Here is a 15,540-nt window from a genome sequence, read left to right on the forward strand (position 1 = left end):
ACCGACGGTCGCCAAGCCCGCCACCATCGGCCGCGGTCCCGCCAAGGAGTTCAAGGTCGACGTCATTGTCGCCAACCTGCGCGGCTCGAATGGCGATCTCATTCGCGATCGCGGTCCGGGCACGCCCCTTTACAACGATGCGGAAAGCCTCGCCGCCGTCGAGATCTTCGAAAAGTTTCGCGGCAGGACATTTCACAACAAGCTCAAGGTCGAGATTCTCTGAGGGAGGTCAAGCGCGTCGCCGACCGCGTTCGCGGCTGTCGGCGGCGCCTCATCGAAGGCTCTTCCCGGCTCATTGCTGCCGTTCCCGGCATTGCCAACGGACGACTCGTGACGATCCATAGGGGCCATAGAGCGTTCGTCGTGACGGTCTCATGACAATCAGCAAGCAGTCATTGAAGGCAAGTTGCGTTAAATATTCAAATTCTTGCTTCGTGCCGAGGGCAAATTTCCCACCGCGACGCACTGCTTGTTACTGCGGAGGCAGCGTGATTCCGAGGACGGACGCCGCAGCAAGCACGCCAAGTCCGAGAACGAGTTCGATCGCTACGCTGACATGCAGCCGCGCCGTCTGTTGCGCGTCGGCAGGCGCGAGACGCAAGCGCGGCAAGGCGATAAAACGGTTGCAAGCGGCGAGGCCGAGCATGGCCGCGACCAGCGCCGCCTTGACGAACAAAACGTCGCCGTAATCGGCCTTGAGCAGGATCGCGAAGGACGATCCGACGCGAAAGGCGCCGTTGCCGATGCCGCTCACCACGATCAACGCGACGCCGACCGCGCCCATTACGGAAAAACGCAGCAGGACATCAATCGTTAGCCTTCGCGCTTTCGCCTCGCCACTCTCCCGCGCGTCCCGCAACGTGAAAAGCAAAGGCGGCAGGCCGCCGAGCCATGCGGCAGCCGCAAAAACGTGGATGCAGTAGACGCCGATCATCAACGCGCCTTTCAGGCCGGCGCCGCCTTCCGCTGCGTGGCCGAGCCACGCCTGATCAACCAGCAGAAGTGCGCCGAGCGCAAGATTGGCGATCAGCCACAACCTTCCGCGCCCCGACCAGAGCGCCGCGACGACGCAGCCGGCGAGCAGCGCGACCCGCAGCGCCGCCACCGGCCCGAACTGCGTCTGGAAGAAGAACAGCGACAGGGTTTCGGGTTCGATGACCGCACTGAGGCCGCCCGCCATGTTGGCCACGATCGCACAAAGCCAGCCGACGCCGGAGATCGCCGCCGTCGGCGCAGCCATGCGCAGCAGCTGATCCGTCGCGCGACGCGCGCGCGGAAAATTGTCGGGCATGACCAGCCAATACAAAGCCGATCCGAACAGGACGAAAACCGACGCGAAGTGCATTCCTCTCGTCAGCAGCAGGACGGCGAGGATTTCGGTAGAGTTTCCGTCAGTCACGTCATCCATGTCGCCGCGCGGTTCCCTTCACTGCCCGCCGATTGCATCGGAGCCGGGTTGGCCCGGCCCCGCAGGCGTCAGGGCGCGACCGTGAACTTGTACGAGCCCGAAGTGTGATGGGTGTCGACCGACACGACATGCCAGTTCACCACATAGGTTCCCGGCTTGAGCGCATGTCCGATCGGCACGCGCAGCGCGCTGGGGTTCGACGGGTCGACGACGCCCTTGCCGGCAGCCAGCGCCGCGCCGTCCGCCGTTGTGAGAGTCGCGCCCGAGAAGGAAGCGACGATGTTTTGCGTGAAGCTGATCTCAAGCTCCCTTGGCGACGATTGCACGGTCGAGCCGACGCCGGGAACGGCGTGGTCGAGCAGGGCGTGCGCAAACGCGCCGGTCACGGCGGCAAAACCGGCGCCGCCGGCAAGGAGCGCGCAAACGATTTTCTTCATGCCGTCCTCCTCAATAATGGCCGCCGCGCGCCTGGCTTGGCCCGAACAGAGGCTTGCCAAGGCTGTCGGGGGCGATGTCGTCCAGGAAGAAATCGAGTACGGCCACGGCGCCAACATGCGACCCGCTGGCGCGATTGAGCGGAATCTGCGCCATCACGCCGATCTCGAAATAATTGCCAATGTAGTAGAGCGCCGGACCGAAGACGCCGGTCGTCGTATGGGTCGAAAAATCGTCCGTGACGGATTGCGCGACATGGGCGATTGGCGTCGTGAACACGGCCTCGAAGGACGGAATCAGACGCCGGAACAGTTCCGGCACCTCTTCGACGTGGGAATTCCGGTACAACAGGCTGTATTGCAGCGTTGCGCCATAGGTCAGCGTGGTCGGATTCAGGCTGCCGTCCGCGTTCACGGTGCGCGCCGGCATGGAATAATCGACCTCGCCGGTCACGGCGAAGGGCCGCGCCCAGTCGATCGACGCATCGCCAAAACCCTTGCCGGCGTAAAGCTTGGTCGTCACGGTCGAGAACGGGTCGGGCGCAATGCCCGCGCTCTGCGGACTGCCGGTGTTGCCCCATTCGACATTGACCGCGCCGGCGAAAATCGCTTCCGCCTTCGCATCCTGCCAGAAGACGTATTTGAGCTGGGTCTCGATGTTGGACCAGCCCTGCGCGTTGGGACGCCGCTGCCAGTTGAACCCTTGGGATCCAACGGAAACGCCGAGGTCGGCGGTAATGGTCTTGGCGTATTCCCAGCCGAGCGAATAGTTGATGGGGCCGGGCGACCGGTCGAAATTCGATCCGGTCATGTAAGCGAAGGTCGGTAGCGCCAGTTCGTCGTTGACGCCGGGATCGTCCACCGCGAGCGTGGCGGGAAAGATGCGGTCGCCGACAATCGTGTGGGCTTGCGCCAGCGAAGCGCCGGCGAGGAGAGCCGCGCAGGCTCCAAGGAGTTTTTTTGCGCGCGACGACGCGCGCGTCCGGGAACGGAAGACATCATGTGGTCTCGTCATCTGGTCTGAGTCGCAAATGTGGGGCGGCGCGCCGCCGCAAGGCGGGCGCGGCGCGTGGCGCGGGATCGCGCCGGATCAGACCAGAGTCGGGGGACCGCGGGGTTGCGCCGATTGCAGCGGCGGCGGCGCGCGCGCACGAACAGATGAGACAATGCGCAACCGCCCGATCAGCCGCTCATGCACAAACGCGATGCCGATGGGCGCATCCGCTCCGGGCAAGGCGCAGCCCAGGGTCTGGCACATCGGACAACCGTCTTGGGGGGCGTCCTTGCCGGGCTTCGTCCGCGCATGATGATGCGGGCAATCCGCCATCTGATGAACATGCGACAGCGCTTGCGCGGCTTCACGCTGCACAGCGACGGGACGCCTGGCCGGAGCCACGAAAAGACCGATGACCTGAAACAGAAAGGCGAACGCCGTCAGGCGGACGAGCCATGTCCGCCAACGTTCAAGTTCAGCTTTCTGCGTCCGCCCTTTCGCCACGCGCGCTCCCTGCCGATCCCCGACCGCGCCGCCGTCTTTGAACCGGCTGTGACAAGGTGACACATTGCGTAAACCAGCGCGAGCGTTTCGCCAAGCGGGACGAAGGCGCCGACAATTTCCCCCTTCACGCCTACCGGGCGATTGCGTCGGCGCCGTGGTTGATGCAGCCGCGTGTCAATTAAGCGGATGGTTCGAATGAAAAAGCATGCGTCGCGCCTCATCCTTGTTTCCATCCTGGTGATCATGGCGGCGGCTTGGGCGCCGACAGTCTCGATTGCGGAACCCGTTCGGATCGCTCAAATCCAAGCAGCGAAGGTGTTTCACGGCGTCGGCAAGGTCACAGGCGTCGATGCGCAGGCGGGCCTTGTGACGATCGACCATGAAGCGATCGCCGGCCTGATGGACGCGATGGAAATGCAATATGAGGCCAAGCCGGCGAAGATGCTGGAGGGGTTGCAAAAGGGAGACAGCGTCTCGTTCGACGTCGACGGCAAGACGCTGGCGCTGCTCGGCATCAGGAAAAAATGACGTCGCGGCGAGACGAGGCTGGCGTGCGCCAGCCTCGTCCCGTGATCAGGCCGATATCTTCCGGCATTCCTCCGCGCAGGCCTTGCAGGAGTCCGCGCAAGACTTGCATTCGGCCGTGTCGGGAAATTTCTCGCACTCCTTCTGGCAGGCGGCGCAGATTTCCGCCGTCGCCTTGGCGAAGGCGGAAACTTGAGGCGAGTTCACGGCGGCCAGCGCCTGAAGCGCGCCACAGGCCGCGACCACCTGATAAGCCGTGTTGATGCAGCCCGTCATGCTGTAATCTTTCATCGCCAGCATGCCGATGCAATGACGCAGGCAATCGTTGGCGGTGGCGACGCAATGGCCGCAATCGTCCTGCAAGGTCTTGTATTTCGGCGGATGCATGGAATGCTCCATGTCCGCCAGAACCCGGTCTGACGCGGCAAGCACGGCGGCGGCGCCGAACGCGGCCATGAAGTCTCGGCGTTCCATGAAATGTCTCCCTCTTCCGGCTACAAAGGATTGCTACGGCGGCGAACCCTGGCGGAAAATTCTACCACGAAGCGCGGAGCTGTCTAAGCCTTGCGCGGGATCCACAACGCAGATGGGACAGATCGTCGAGTCGTTGCGACTCCGGCCAAGGTCGATTGACGGATTGATCCAGGGCAATTAACAAATTCTGCCTGTTGAGTTCGACAAGGGACTCAGAATGTCCGACCTGCGCAAGCTGAAGTGGAAAGCGGTAATCGCGGCGCTCTACGCCGTGACGGCGCTGCTGCTTGGCTTCGCGCATGTCCGCGTCGTTGCGCCCTTTCCCTCATCCCAGACCGCGGCCGCGCGCGCTCTGCCCGATGGAACGGCGATCCCGATCTGTGGCGGCGCGCCATCGGATGGCAATGGTCCCGGCGCTCCGGCACATGCGGGGTCGGGCGTCTGCGACGCCTGTCTGCTGACAGCCGCGCCGGGTTGGGTCGCCGCGCCACCCCGGCTTTTCGCTCCCGTCAGCCATGCGATCAGGATGACGATCGCCCGCAATCTGACCTCGGCCGCCAAAACCTTTGCGCTCGCGCCGCAATCGCGCGGGCCGCCGAAGGTCTGACTTTTCCAAAATAGAGCCGCGCCCGGAGTCCGGGCGTCTCGTCGCGCGTTCCGCGCCTTTTGCTCATGGAACTGTCATGTCTCAACACTTTGCCCCCGCTGTCGCGGACGACGCCGCTGGCGCCGGCGCGGCCTTCGTCCCTCCCATTCTGGCCTCCCGTTCCGGTCAGCGCGTTTTCACCGCGCGCCGCCACCTGATCTGTCTGAACGACAATCAGCCGCTCTTCGTCGAAGGCGATCCGGCGCATCTCTTGTTCACCGTCGTCAGCGGCGGCTTGATGATTTTGCGCCAGATGGCCGACGGTCGGCGGCAGATCGTCGATATCGCCGGGCCCGGGCGCAGCGTCGGCTTTACCGCCGGCGGCCGCCACGATTGCGCCGCCGTCGCGCTGGTCCCCAGCGAAGTCGCGGCGCGCGAGCGGCATCCGGGCCAGGATGACGCGCAGATGCTTGCCGAAATTCATCGGCTGCGCGATCTCGCCTTGCTGCTGGGACGCAAGACGGCGATCGAGAGGCTGGCGACCTTCCTGCTGGAGATGATGGGCGAGGATTTCGATCAAAGCCAGCCGCTTGACTTCCCGGTCTGGCGCCAGGACATCGCCGATTATCTCGGTCTGGCGCTGGAGACGGTCTGCCGCAATTTCGTCGCCCTGAAAAAGCGGGGACTGATTGCGCCGGCCAATCGCGAAAGCGTCCATATTCTCGATATCGACGGTCTCAGGCGCATCGCCAGCGGCGCGGCGGCGGTCGAGACAACCTGCCCATGAAAGAAATGGCGCGCTACGCGTCTGCCGCAGTGGCATGGCAGCGGGGTGAGGCGCCTGACGCTCGGCAAAAGTATGGCGCAAAAATATCACGCCGGAAGGCTGCGTTCATGTTTGGAGGGGTGAACCCTTGAACCTGCGGCGGGCCGTGGCGGGCCGCAGAACGGGCGCGCGAGATGCGGAACGATCAGGCCGACCAGCCCGATGATTCCGGCGACGGAGACGGCGGCCGAGGTCATCAGCGTGGCGCCGATGACGATGAACAGGCGCAGGCGCGGCGCGTTGAGCCGAGCGCGAGAGCCTCGTCGTCGCCCAGCGTGAGCACGTCGAGCCGCCAGCGCAAGACCCAGACCAGAGCGAAGCCGAGCAGGATCGGCGGCGCCGCCAGCGCCAGTTCGCGCAGGTTGATGTTGGCGAGGCTTCCCATCAGCCAGAAGGTGATGGCGGGCAGCACATTGGCGGGGTCGGCGGCAAGTTTTAAAATCGCGAGGGCGGAGGAAAACAGCGAGCTGATGAAAATGCCTGACAGGATCATGGTCAGCGCGCTGTCGCCGCCTTTGCGCAGGGCGCCGGCCAGCGCCGTCGTTCCAGCAGCCGCGAGAGCTAAGACGAAGGCGCCGGCCTCGATGGCCGCGACCGGCCAATCCAGCAGAATGCCGAGTCCGGCGCCCAAGCTCGCCCCGGCGGTGACGCCCAGAATGTCGTGCGAGGCCAAGGGGTTGCGGAACACGCTCTGATAGGCGGCGCCGGAGGCCGACAAAGCGGCGCCGACCAGGAGCGCGGCGCCGATGCGCGGCAGACGCAGGTCGAACACAATGGCTTCCGCCACCGGCGGCCACCACGGTCTTATCGGCGCGATTTTCGCGACGATCACCGCAAGCGCGGTCGCCGCGTCGAGCGGATAGCGCCCGACGACCAGCGACAGCGCGAAGGCGGCCAACAGCGCCGCCGCCCCAACGAAGGTGAGCGTTCGCGCGCTCAAAACGTCGCCTTGACGGTGAGCGCCACGGTGCGCGGATTGCCAAGCAGCAGGCCGTCGCCGCTGCGGTAATAGGCCCAATATGCGGTGTTGAAGGTATTTTGCATGGTCAGGTTGGCCGAAATCATATGGCCGCAAACCTCCCGCTCATAGCGGATGCCGCCGTCGAACAGGGTGGCCGGCTTGATATATTGCTGGTTGTAGACGTCGATCGGGCGACGCCCCAAAAATTCCGGCCCGAACGACACTTTGATGTCGCGCGCGAACGGCAGGGCATCTTCCAGCCGCAAGCGCGCCTGCTGCTCGGTCGATTTCGCCGAGAATGCGCAATTTGTCTTTGGCCGTGAAGGTGCGACGAACCGGGCGTGCCGCAAGTTCGGGCGAAGCCGCGTCTGGCCCCGCGACGATCGTCGGCCTGCGGCTTTCCTCTGTCGCGGGGCCAGATGCGGCAAGAGTCTTTTTATGAGGCAAAACGGGCATAACCATTGGATGCGGCGACCTCGGCCCTCAAGGGTAAACTCCCGGCAGGTCTTTGTCTCATCGTCATGGGCACAGAGGGGGCGATGGCGAAATTTTCGGAGGGGTCGTTTCGCCCTATGGTCCGATCGCGGCATAAAGTGCCCGGCTGAGGTCGGCAGAGAAGCGTCCGCCATTCGACATGCCTTCGAGCGCGGTGTTGGTGAAGGCGACCAGCGTCAGGCCTCTTATGGGATCGACGAACCAGCTATGGCCATAGGCTCCGCCCCAGCGCCAAGCGCCGGGAGACTCTGTTACGCCAGCCGCCGTCGCATCGCGCAGGATCGAGAAGCCGAGGCCATAGCCCCAGCCGGGTGAGCCTTCGATATCGAGGCCGGCAATCTGATCGCGCGCCATTTCAGCCGCGTGTTCGGGCGGCATCAACGGCCCGCCGCCCGATCGCAGTGCTTCGAGCAGCTCCATCGTGTCGCTGGCGCTGCCGGTCATGCCGGCGCCGCCGGACGGAAAGGCCTGCTCGTCGAAGGCGCGTGACGGGTCCATGCGCAGGCCCGGGAGATCGGGAAGAAAAGGCACCAAATCGGGCTCGCGCATCCGGCGCGGGCGCGGGGTGTCGTCGGCGTAAGCCGCAGCCAGCCGGGTCGGGTCCGCAACCGAGAAGCCGGTGTCGTTCAGCCCGAGGGGCTCGGTCACCAACATTTGCACCGCCTGCGGCAGCGCCAACCCCGTCGCGGCCTCGATCAAGGCGCCCGCGACATCGAGGGCGAGCGAATAGCAAAACCGCGTGCCCGGCCGAAACAGCAACGGCGCCCCGGCGAGGCGGGAGAGGTTCTCGGCCAGCGTGATGCCGGTTCGGTCCATGCCATCTGAGACGCCGGCTCGATGCAGCGGCCCATCATCCGGCTCCAGAAAGCCGTAGCCGAGGCCGGACGTGTGGGTGAGGAGGTGGCGAAGCGAGATCGCGGCGGGCTCGCCCCCAAAACGCGGTTCGAAGTGCGGAAGCCATTCGGCGATCGGTCGATCGAGATCGAGTTTGCCTTGTTCGACCAACGCCATGGCCGCCGCCGCGACGAAGAGCTTGGAGACCGAGGCGAGGCGGAACTGCGCATCTTCGCGCATCGGGGAACCGGTCTCGCGATCCGCCAGGCCGGCGGCGCGGGTATAGATCGGCTGGCCGTTCCGGCGCACCAGGACGACGGCGCCGACGATCCGCTCTGCCGCGATCGCGCCATCGATGACGGCGTCGAGTCTCGTGGAGAGCGTGGTGGATGAAGTCTGAAGAGGGCGTTCGAGCATGGGAGCTCCGTTTCGGGTCAAGGGGCGAAGGAGATGGGAAATCCGTGCCGGCAGGCGCGGTGTGCGGCGATAAAGGCTGCGGCCAGCAGCAACAGCGCGACGGGCGCAAAGGCGCCGGCTCCAAAATGATCGAGCAACACCCCGCCGATGATGCCGCCGCCAGCGATGGCCGCGTTCCAGGCGGTAACGAGCATCGATTGGGCGAGGTCGTGCATGTCTCCGGCCGCCTTGGCGAGAGCGGTTTGAAACAGCGTCGCGACGCCGCCAAAGGCGAGGCCCCAGAGCCCGGTGGCGCTCAAGGTGATGATCGGTGCGTGACCGGCGATACCGAGCGCGAGCGCCGCGAGGCCGAACGACGCGATGCTGATCAGCGTCAGGCTCCTAAGGTGACGGTCGATCAGGACGCCGACGATCCAGATCCCGGCCAGCGCCGCAATTCCGAAGACGAGCAGAGCAAGATCGGTCCTGGTGGCTCCGCCAGCGCTGCCGAGCAAAGGGGCGATGTAGGTGTAGAGGATGTTGTGCGCGAGCACGAAGGTCAGCGTGACGAACAGAACCGGCCGGATTCCCGGTAAGGCGAAGACGTGGCCGAGCGGAAGCCGCTCGTCCTCGGTCTGTCCCGGGAAGTCGGGGACTTTCATCGTCACCCAGGCAATCAGGATCAGGGTCAGGCCGCTCATGACCCCGAACGAAGCCCGCCATCCGATCACTGCGCCCAGGTATGTTCCTGCCGGAATGCCGAGCGACAGCGCCAGCGGCGTGCCGATCATCGCGACGGCGATGGCGCGTCCCTTCGATCCTTTCGGCGCCATCCGCGCGGCATAGCCGGCGATCAGCGCCCAGAGCAGTCCGGCGGAAACACCGGCGAGGAACCGGGCGACGAGCGTCAGTCCATAGCTATCCGATAGCGCCGTCGCCGTGTTTGTCACCGCAAATCCGGAGATGGCGAGGAGAAGCAGCGGCCGTCGCCGCATGCCTCGGGTCGCGGAGGTCAGGGGAATGGCCGCAGCGAGCGAACCGATGGCGTAGAGCGTGACGATCTGCCCGGCGAGCGCCTCGGAGACGCGCAGGCTCGCGCCGATCTGCGGCAACAGACCGGCCGGAAGCGCCTCGGTCAGGATGGTGATGAACCCGGCCATCGCGAGCGCCAAGAGGTTCGACCACGGGAATGGAGCTGAGGTCAGCGGGACGCGGCCAGCCACGTCGTGGGAGCAAGTCTCTGTCATGCCCATGAGATTAGGGCTATCGCCGTTGCGGAATAATCAGGTTAGAATTCCGCTTATATCGGACATGAGAGTCCGTAATATCGGAAGGCTGCCAATGGAACACCTCGGCGCGCTCAACGCCTTCGTTCAGACGGCTGAGGCCGGCAGCTTTGCCGCCGCTGCGATCAAGCTCGGCATTTCGGCGTCCGCAGTGGGCAAGGCGGTGACCCGCCTCGAGGAACGGCTCAGTGTCCGCCTGTTTCACCGCTCGACCCGGTCGCTGACCCTCACGCCTGAGGGCGAGCTCTTCCGCGACCGCTGCCGTCGCATCTTTTGCGAGATCGAGGCCGCGGAACTCGAACTGTCGCAGACCCGCGCGGCGCCGCGGGGAAAACTCCGCGTCAGCCTGCCACTCATCGGCATGCTGATGATGCCGGCGGTGATGGCCTTCATGCGCGCCTATCCCGAGATCGAGCTCGATCTCGACTTCACCGACCGGCTGGTGGATGTGATCGACGAAGGCTTCGACGCGGTGATCCGCACCGGCGAGGCGCGCGACAGCCGGCTGATGATGCGCCGCGTCGGCGCCTTCTCCCACTGCATCGTCGCCTCACCGGACTATTGCGCCGCGCGTGGCGTGCCGAAGGCGCCAGAAGACCTCGCCGGCCACGCCTGCCTGCATCACAAATATCCCTCGACCGGCAAGCTTGAGCGCTGGCCGCTCGCGCGCGACGGGGTGGATCTCGATATGGCTCTGCCGGTCACGCTGGTGGCGAGCACGCTGGAACCCCAGATCTGCCTGGCCGAGGAAGGCTTTGGACTCGCCTGTCTGCCGCAGTTCGCCGTGCGCGCTCAACTTTCACGCGGCACGCTCGTCAGCGTGCTCGACGACTATATCCGCGATGTGGGTGCGTTCCATATTCTGTGGCCGGCAAGCCGCCACCCGTCGCCGAAGCTGTCCGCCTTCGTCTCGTTCATGGCCGAGAACTTGCTGCGTTATCCGCAACCGCTGCCCTGCAGAGCCGAAGCGCAGTGAACCAGCAACACGAGTCCATTCGTAGGAGCGCTTCGTCGCGGCTGGTTCGTTCTTCCCCTCTCAATGAGCTTGGGTAACGCTGGCCGCCGCCGCGACACGGTCAAGCCCGGCCCGCACCAGACCGAGTAGGTCTGACCGCGCCGCTCGATTGCGCCGGCCGAACGCCTCCTCGCCCTTGATCGGAGGGTGACATCGAATGGAGGCCGACATGACCGCAGCTCTCATCACGAACGAACTCTGCGCCCGGCTCCTCGCCAATGGTGCTCTCAGCGCCGCCGGCGAGGACATCGATCCACGTCCTGTCGTCAAGCTCTTCACACCGGACGCGCGGAAATATCGCTGCGACGCCTGCGATCACGACACGGTCTATGGCGACGAGGAAGTCGCGCTGATGGGCATGATGAAATAGCGCAGATCCTTGCTGAGTCGCCCAACGAGCGGCCGGCCCTTCGTGTGTGGATTTGATCGGTAAATGGCACGGTGTTGGTTCGGTAAGTGACCCCCTTACGTTGCTGGAAAGTTCTGACCTGTATGTCGCAGATTTTGGAATTTTCGCGATAGGCGTATAGGCCCCGCATAGTGCTGTGTTCACATTATAGTGGAGGCATCAACAGTGGCTGTCGTTCGTTGGAGAGACTGGGCCGGCGAGGGTCTTGAGCATTGCGTATGCCGTCGCGATGACAGCGGGCTAACCCTTGAAGGGGTGGTCGCCGGAACCCGTCACGGGCTTTATGGCGGGCATTACTTCGTTCGCACCGATGCTGTTTTCAGGACTCGCGATGTCCGCGTCGAATATGTCAATGGCCCTCGACTGCATGTCGGGTCTGACGGCGAAGGACATTGGCGCGACCTAATCGGAAACAGACCAATCCCGGCCCTAGACGGGTGTATCGATGTCGATATTGGGATAACCCCGGCTACGAACGCGCTCCCCATCAAAAGGCTGAAGCTGCGAGAACACGAGAGCCGCGATATTGTTGTCGCTTATGTGCCGCTACCCGATCAGGTCGAAGGGGATTTTCTGCCCAGACGCGCCGAGCAACGCTACACTTGCCTCACGCCAGATCGGCGTTATCGCTATGATGGCGTGTTCCGGGCCTTCTCCGCTGAACTTGAAGTCGATGCATCTGGTCTCGTTCTCGACTATCCAGACACGTTCCGAAGGATTCCCGCCACAGCGTGAGCGAACGGCAGGAAAGTCGCGCATAGCTGCCAATCGGTCGCACAATTTCTAAGATTCGCGATGCCATCGCGCCACGAGGCGGTTTGTGTGCGGCTTTTATCGCTAAACGGCGCTGCCCTGCCGCCCAGGGTACGGTAAACGGTCGGGCGCGATACCGAGAACACTTCGGCGATTTGCCGCGTAGTTTGCCCTTGGCTCACGCAATGGCCAAGCGAGAGCGGATTGAACGCTTTCGCCCTGGTCGATGTCACAGCCATAGCCAGAGCGTCCCGATCAACAGCGTGATGAGCGTCAATGGCGCCCCGATCTTGAAATAATCCCAAAAGCTGATCGTGACGCCGGACGCGCTGGCGCGCTGCACGACGATCAGATTGGCGATGGAGCCCAGCACGGTGAAATTGCCCGCCAGCGTCGAAGCCATTGCGACAACGAGCCAGGCTTTGTCAGGGTTCCCCAGCGGTTCGACAAACGGCTTCAGCATCAGCACCGCCGGAACATTGCTGACGATGTTGGACAGAACCGCCGTAACGGCGCCGAGGGCCGGTATCCGATCAAGATGCAACCGACCGACGCCGGCGATGAGGTCCGGCGTGAGCAGCGCATGTTGCGCGCCAACGACGATGATGAAAAGCCCCGCGAACATCAGCAGCAGCGACCAGTCGATTTGCGCGTAAATCCGCCGGCTTTTCACCCGGCGGGTCAGCAGCAGCAGGCCGCCGATGATGATCGCCGCCTTGGCCGGCGCGACGCCGGCAAAAAAAGCGGCGATCAGGACCAATGTCGCCAGCGCCGCCCGGACCACGAGGAAGCGATTGAACGCGACCTTTATCGGCGCCGCCTCAAGCCGCGCCTCGCCGAAAAACTCGTCGCGGTAAAACAAGGCGATCAGCGCAACCGTCAAGACCAACCCGACCAGCGCGATCGGCGCCAGGGCGAAAGCGAATTCCACGTAGGGGATATGCGAGAAGCTGCCGATCATGATGTTTTGCGGATTGCCGGTGATCGTCGCGGTCGAGCCGATATTTGACGCCATGGCCACAGCCAACAAATAAGGAATTGGCCGGCGTCCGAGCGCCAACGTCAATTCGAGCACCAGCGGCGCCAACACCAGACAGATCGCATCATTGACCAGAAAGGCGGAAAAGACGCCTGATGTCGCGACGATCGCGCCAAGCAGCAGCAGGGGCCGCCGCGCATGCGCCATGATCCAGGCGTTGGCTAGGGCGAAGAAGCCGGAGAGCCGCAGGCTGGCGACGACGATCATCATGCCGAGCAGCAAAGTGATCGTATCGAGGTCCACAGCGCGATAGGCGTCCTCCATCGACAAGGCGCCGGACGCGACCATCAGCCCCGCTCCGACCAGCGCGATGCCGGCGCGGTCGATGCTCAGGCCGGGAATGCGGCCCAAGGCGAGCGCCAGATAGCTTCCGATAAAGATGACGCCGGCGGCGACCTTCCTGCCTTCTCCGCCGACGGGATCTTCGGCGGGCAGAATCTCCGGCGCGAGCGCCGCGACGAGGGCAATCGCCACCACAACTCCCACCAACACGACGCTCAAGACGATTGGCCAGCGGTTTCGATCGGGGGCTTTCTGACGCATGGGACGATGATACCGCCTAAACCAAGCGCCGTCTTCAAGCCGACGCCGAGCAATTCAATCGGGTGGATTACTGCACTGTTTGCTAGGTCAAATAAGGACGAACACCTGCCCAATGGCAAGTTTGAGCCTTTCGCCGACGTGCCGGGCAAGCACGTCAAACGGCCGCTCGGGGTCAAAGAGGGACGGTCGCGGGCCTGTTCGGGAACGTCTCCGCAGAGCCGGGAAGAGCGGTAGAACTTGACCGCCCCGCCAGCTGCGTCCAACGGGAGTTGCCGCGCCTGGGGGCTGAAGCTCTGGCTGTCCGTCGAGACTAGCGCATAGCCTCAGATCGTCACGTCGAAAACCCGCCATGTTCGATTAAAGCCGCAAGATCGCGCGCGCCGTGCAAGACGCGCACGACGATGATTTCGGAATCCGACGGGAGATAATAGATGGCGTAGCTACCGGAGAACGCGACGCGCAGCGCGGGGCCGAGTTGCGGACGCAGCGGGTTGCCCATGGGAAACTGAGCGGCGCGATCAAAGACGGCGGTGATCTTGGCGATCAGCTTGTTTGCAATGTCCTCGGAATTTTCGCTCGCGACATACGCCCAAATTTCCGCAAGATCAGCTTCGGTCGCGTCGGTTAGGCGGATGTCGAGCGGCCGGCTATTAATTTCCTCCCTCGTTCGATGATCGCGTCAGGGTCGAATTTTTTGACGCGACCGGCGGCGACGTCGGCCAAGCCTCTGTCTATGTCGGCCTTGAGCGCCGCCAATTCCTGAATCTGCAAGGATCGCTTCATTTTCCAATCGCGCAAGGCGTCGCGCACAACTTCACTCACCGAAGCGTAATCGCCTTCGGCGACGGCAGCCTTGATGACGACGGTCATGTCGGTCGGCAAGGTGATCGTGACCCGTTCAATTTCTGCCATAGGCTACCTCCTAACTGGTCATACTACATCATACTTATGATGCAGGTGGGCAGAAAGCAGGGCTATTTTCCGCCGGTCTTCATGCAACGATCGGCCAACGGGCTGATGACGCGTTCGCAGAACTGATCACGGAGAGCATGACGAAGTGAGGGGCGGGCGGCTGACGATTTCTCTTTCTACGGATAGCATGAGCGAAAACGCGGCGTAGGAGGCCCCTTTGCCGAAACGAACAGTCTCATCGCCCGCTTCGGCATCGGAGATGCCCGGCGGCGCGGTCATGCAATTCAAATTTTGGCTGTTGGGGCTCAGTCCGATGATCTGGCGCAGAGTGCACGTGCCTGCGACCTTCACGCTGCGCCAGTTGCATGGAGTGATCCAGATCGCGATGGGCTGGGGAGGCTTCCATCTCTTTCAATTCCGCTTGCGGGCGATTCATTATGGTTCTTGGGAGCTATCGGCTCGTTCGCCGGATATCACGCTGGAGAGCCTGCGCCTCCGCAAGGGCGCGCGTTTCGCCTACGACTACGATCTGATCATTCCTTGGCGCCATGAAATCAGGCTTGAGGAGCTTTTGGAGCCCGTCGCGAAACGAGCCTATCCGTTTTGCGTGGAAGGCCACGAGGCTTGTCCGCCTGAGGATTGCGGGGGGCCGTCCGGCTTTCTTGCCCGACGCGATGCTTGGCTTTCAGACGAAGGGCTCGACGACTTGGCGACCGTGGCGGATTTCATCGACCAAGTAGCGTTGAAGGGACGTCGCGACCTTCTCAAGGACGAGGCCCTGATTGAGAAGCTGAGGGATGTGTCCGAGCGCCTTGAATTACGCCATTCCTGGCAAGGCCAGCCCTTCTCGCGCAAGGCGGTCAACGCCAGACTGAAAAGCGGCGACCACCTTGCCCTCATGCATCAGCGGTTTTGATTTCGCGCGCGGCGCACCGTCCGAGACTGAGCGGTTGTGGACATCGGCGGCGGCGCTGTCCGAAAGTCAGCTTGACCTTGTTTTAAACAGGGTGATGGTTCGAGCATCCATTGTGGACAGGGTCAAGCTCGTGCCGCGCATCTTCGCCTACGTTCGCGTCTCGACGGTTGGGCAGACAACGGAAAACCAAGTTCGCGAAGCCGTCAAACCATCATGCGAGCGCGCACCGC

At 63.6% G+C, this 15,540-nt stretch carries 19 protein-coding genes and 2 pseudogenes; 9 read left to right on the forward strand and 12 right to left on the reverse strand.

Annotated features, from left to right (window positions below; translation table 11 throughout):
• The coding region (locus CCR94_RS25355; protein ID WP_158254885.1) for a hypothetical protein at nt 1–223 on the forward strand (223 nt) is incomplete at its 5' end.
• Between the two features lie 249 nt (nt 224–472).
• Here the strand turns inward: CCR94_RS25355 and copD are convergent.
• The 4 genes from copD to CCR94_RS24810 all read right to left on the reverse strand — a co-directional run bounded on the left by copD (nt 473) and on the right by CCR94_RS24810 (nt 3,340).
• Nucleotides 473–1,408: a copper homeostasis membrane protein CopD gene (gene copD, locus CCR94_RS23075; RefSeq protein WP_104510632.1), complete on the reverse strand. Its 936-nt coding sequence runs from the start codon at nt 1,406–1,408 to the stop codon at nt 473–475.
• Between the two features lie 68 nt (nt 1,409–1,476).
• On the reverse strand, nt 1,477–1,845 hold the full coding sequence (copC, locus tag CCR94_RS23080) for a copper homeostasis periplasmic binding protein CopC (protein WP_104510633.1): 369 nt from the start codon (nt 1,843–1,845) through the stop codon (nt 1,477–1,479).
• A gap of 10 nt (nt 1,846–1,855) precedes the next feature.
• A complete protein-coding gene (locus tag CCR94_RS23085; protein WP_104510634.1) occupies nt 1,856–2,857 on the reverse strand; it encodes a hypothetical protein in 1,002 nt (333 codons plus the stop codon).
• Nucleotides 2,858–2,932: 75 nt separating this feature from the next.
• Nucleotides 2,933–3,340, reverse strand: coding sequence for a hypothetical protein (locus tag CCR94_RS24810; RefSeq protein ID WP_146090166.1), 408 nt, complete (start codon nt 3,338–3,340; stop codon nt 2,933–2,935).
• A 195-nt stretch (nt 3,341–3,535) separates the two neighbouring features.
• On the opposite strand from CCR94_RS24810, the gene CCR94_RS23095 reads away from it, so the two are divergent.
• Complete coding sequence (locus CCR94_RS23095) at nt 3,536–3,868, forward strand: copper-binding protein (RefSeq protein ID WP_158254886.1); 333 nt, start codon at nt 3,536–3,538, stop codon at nt 3,866–3,868.
• Between the two features lie 45 nt (nt 3,869–3,913).
• Here CCR94_RS23095 and CCR94_RS23100 read toward each other — a convergent pair whose 3' ends face one another.
• The gene (locus tag CCR94_RS23100; protein WP_104510637.1) at nt 3,914–4,339 is read right to left on the reverse strand and encodes a four-helix bundle copper-binding protein; all 426 of its coding nucleotides are present in this window, start codon (nt 4,337–4,339) and stop codon (nt 3,914–3,916) included.
• A gap of 217 nt (nt 4,340–4,556) precedes the next feature.
• Between CCR94_RS23100 and CCR94_RS23105 the strand changes: the two genes are divergently transcribed.
• Together CCR94_RS23105 and CCR94_RS23110 are read left to right on the forward strand one after the other, a co-directional pair.
• Nucleotides 4,557–4,946, forward strand: coding sequence for a DUF2946 family protein (locus CCR94_RS23105; protein ID WP_104510638.1), 390 nt, complete (start codon nt 4,557–4,559; stop codon nt 4,944–4,946).
• A gap of 76 nt (nt 4,947–5,022) precedes the next feature.
• A complete protein-coding gene (locus tag CCR94_RS23110; protein WP_104510639.1) occupies nt 5,023–5,712 on the forward strand; it encodes a helix-turn-helix domain-containing protein in 690 nt (229 codons plus the stop codon).
• Between the two features lie 86 nt (nt 5,713–5,798).
• Here the strand turns inward: CCR94_RS23110 and CCR94_RS23115 are convergent.
• The 4 genes and pseudogenes from CCR94_RS23115 to CCR94_RS23130 form a co-directional block, all read right to left on the reverse strand.
• Nucleotides 5,799–6,769: pseudogene (locus CCR94_RS23115) on the reverse strand (FecCD family ABC transporter permease).
• Nucleotides 6,688–6,978: a hypothetical protein gene (locus CCR94_RS23120; RefSeq protein ID WP_104510640.1), complete on the reverse strand. Its 291-nt coding sequence runs from the start codon at nt 6,976–6,978 to the stop codon at nt 6,688–6,690. The pseudogene CCR94_RS23115 and the gene CCR94_RS23120 overlap by 82 nt, the downstream one beginning before the upstream one ends.
• A 304-nt stretch (nt 6,979–7,282) precedes the next feature.
• On the reverse strand, nt 7,283–8,458 hold the full coding sequence (locus CCR94_RS23125; RefSeq protein ID WP_104510641.1) for a serine hydrolase domain-containing protein: 1,176 nt from the start codon (nt 8,456–8,458) through the stop codon (nt 7,283–7,285).
• A gap of 17 nt (nt 8,459–8,475) precedes the next feature.
• A complete protein-coding gene (locus CCR94_RS23130; protein WP_244594196.1) occupies nt 8,476–9,597 on the reverse strand; it encodes an MFS transporter in 1,122 nt (373 codons plus the stop codon).
• A 181-nt stretch (nt 9,598–9,778) separates the two neighbouring features.
• Here CCR94_RS23130 and CCR94_RS23135 point away from each other — a divergent pair, with 181 nt between their 5' ends.
• The 3 genes from CCR94_RS23135 (at nt 9,779) to CCR94_RS23145 (ending at nt 11,882) form a co-directional block, all read left to right on the forward strand.
• The gene (locus CCR94_RS23135) at nt 9,779–10,699 is read left to right on the forward strand and encodes a LysR substrate-binding domain-containing protein (RefSeq protein WP_104510642.1); all 921 of its coding nucleotides are present in this window, start codon (nt 9,779–9,781) and stop codon (nt 10,697–10,699) included.
• Nucleotides 10,700–10,907: 208 nt separating this feature from the next.
• Nucleotides 10,908–11,108: a DUF2958 domain-containing protein gene (locus CCR94_RS26730; protein WP_206605893.1), complete on the forward strand. Its 201-nt coding sequence runs from the start codon at nt 10,908–10,910 to the stop codon at nt 11,106–11,108.
• A 204-nt stretch (nt 11,109–11,312) separates the two neighbouring features.
• The gene (locus CCR94_RS23145) at nt 11,313–11,882 is read left to right on the forward strand and encodes a putative glycolipid-binding domain-containing protein (RefSeq protein ID WP_104510644.1); all 570 of its coding nucleotides are present in this window, start codon (nt 11,313–11,315) and stop codon (nt 11,880–11,882) included.
• A gap of 247 nt (nt 11,883–12,129) precedes the next feature.
• Here CCR94_RS23145 and CCR94_RS23150 read toward each other — a convergent pair whose 3' ends face one another.
• From CCR94_RS23150 to CCR94_RS23160, 3 genes are all read right to left on the reverse strand, one after another.
• The gene (locus tag CCR94_RS23150; protein ID WP_244594197.1) at nt 12,130–13,413 is read right to left on the reverse strand and encodes an anion transporter; all 1,284 of its coding nucleotides are present in this window, start codon (nt 13,411–13,413) and stop codon (nt 12,130–12,132) included.
• Between the two features lie 400 nt (nt 13,414–13,813).
• Complete coding sequence (locus CCR94_RS23155; protein WP_104510646.1) at nt 13,814–14,137, reverse strand: type II toxin-antitoxin system RelE/ParE family toxin; 324 nt, start codon at nt 14,135–14,137, stop codon at nt 13,814–13,816.
• Nucleotides 14,107–14,394 (reverse strand): ribbon-helix-helix domain-containing protein, encoded by a 288-nt coding sequence (locus CCR94_RS23160; RefSeq protein WP_104510647.1) that lies wholly within the window; start codon nt 14,392–14,394, stop codon nt 14,107–14,109. Before CCR94_RS23160 ends, CCR94_RS23155 begins: the two co-directional genes overlap by 31 nt.
• Nucleotides 14,395–14,671: 277 nt before the next feature.
• On the opposite strand from CCR94_RS23160, the gene CCR94_RS23165 reads away from it, so the two are divergent.
• Together CCR94_RS23165 and CCR94_RS25770 are read left to right on the forward strand one after the other, a co-directional pair.
• On the forward strand, nt 14,672–15,310 hold the full coding sequence (locus tag CCR94_RS23165) for a plasmid pRiA4b ORF-3 family protein (protein WP_244594198.1): 639 nt from the start codon (nt 14,672–14,674) through the stop codon (nt 15,308–15,310).
• Nucleotides 15,285–15,540, forward strand: a pseudogene (locus CCR94_RS25770) (hypothetical protein); the annotation flags it as partial. The gene CCR94_RS23165 and the pseudogene CCR94_RS25770, both read left to right, overlap by 26 nt.

The organism is Rhodoblastus sphagnicola (assembly GCF_002937075.1).
Classification (GTDB): Bacteria; Pseudomonadota; Alphaproteobacteria; order Rhizobiales; family Beijerinckiaceae; genus Rhodoblastus; species Rhodoblastus sphagnicola.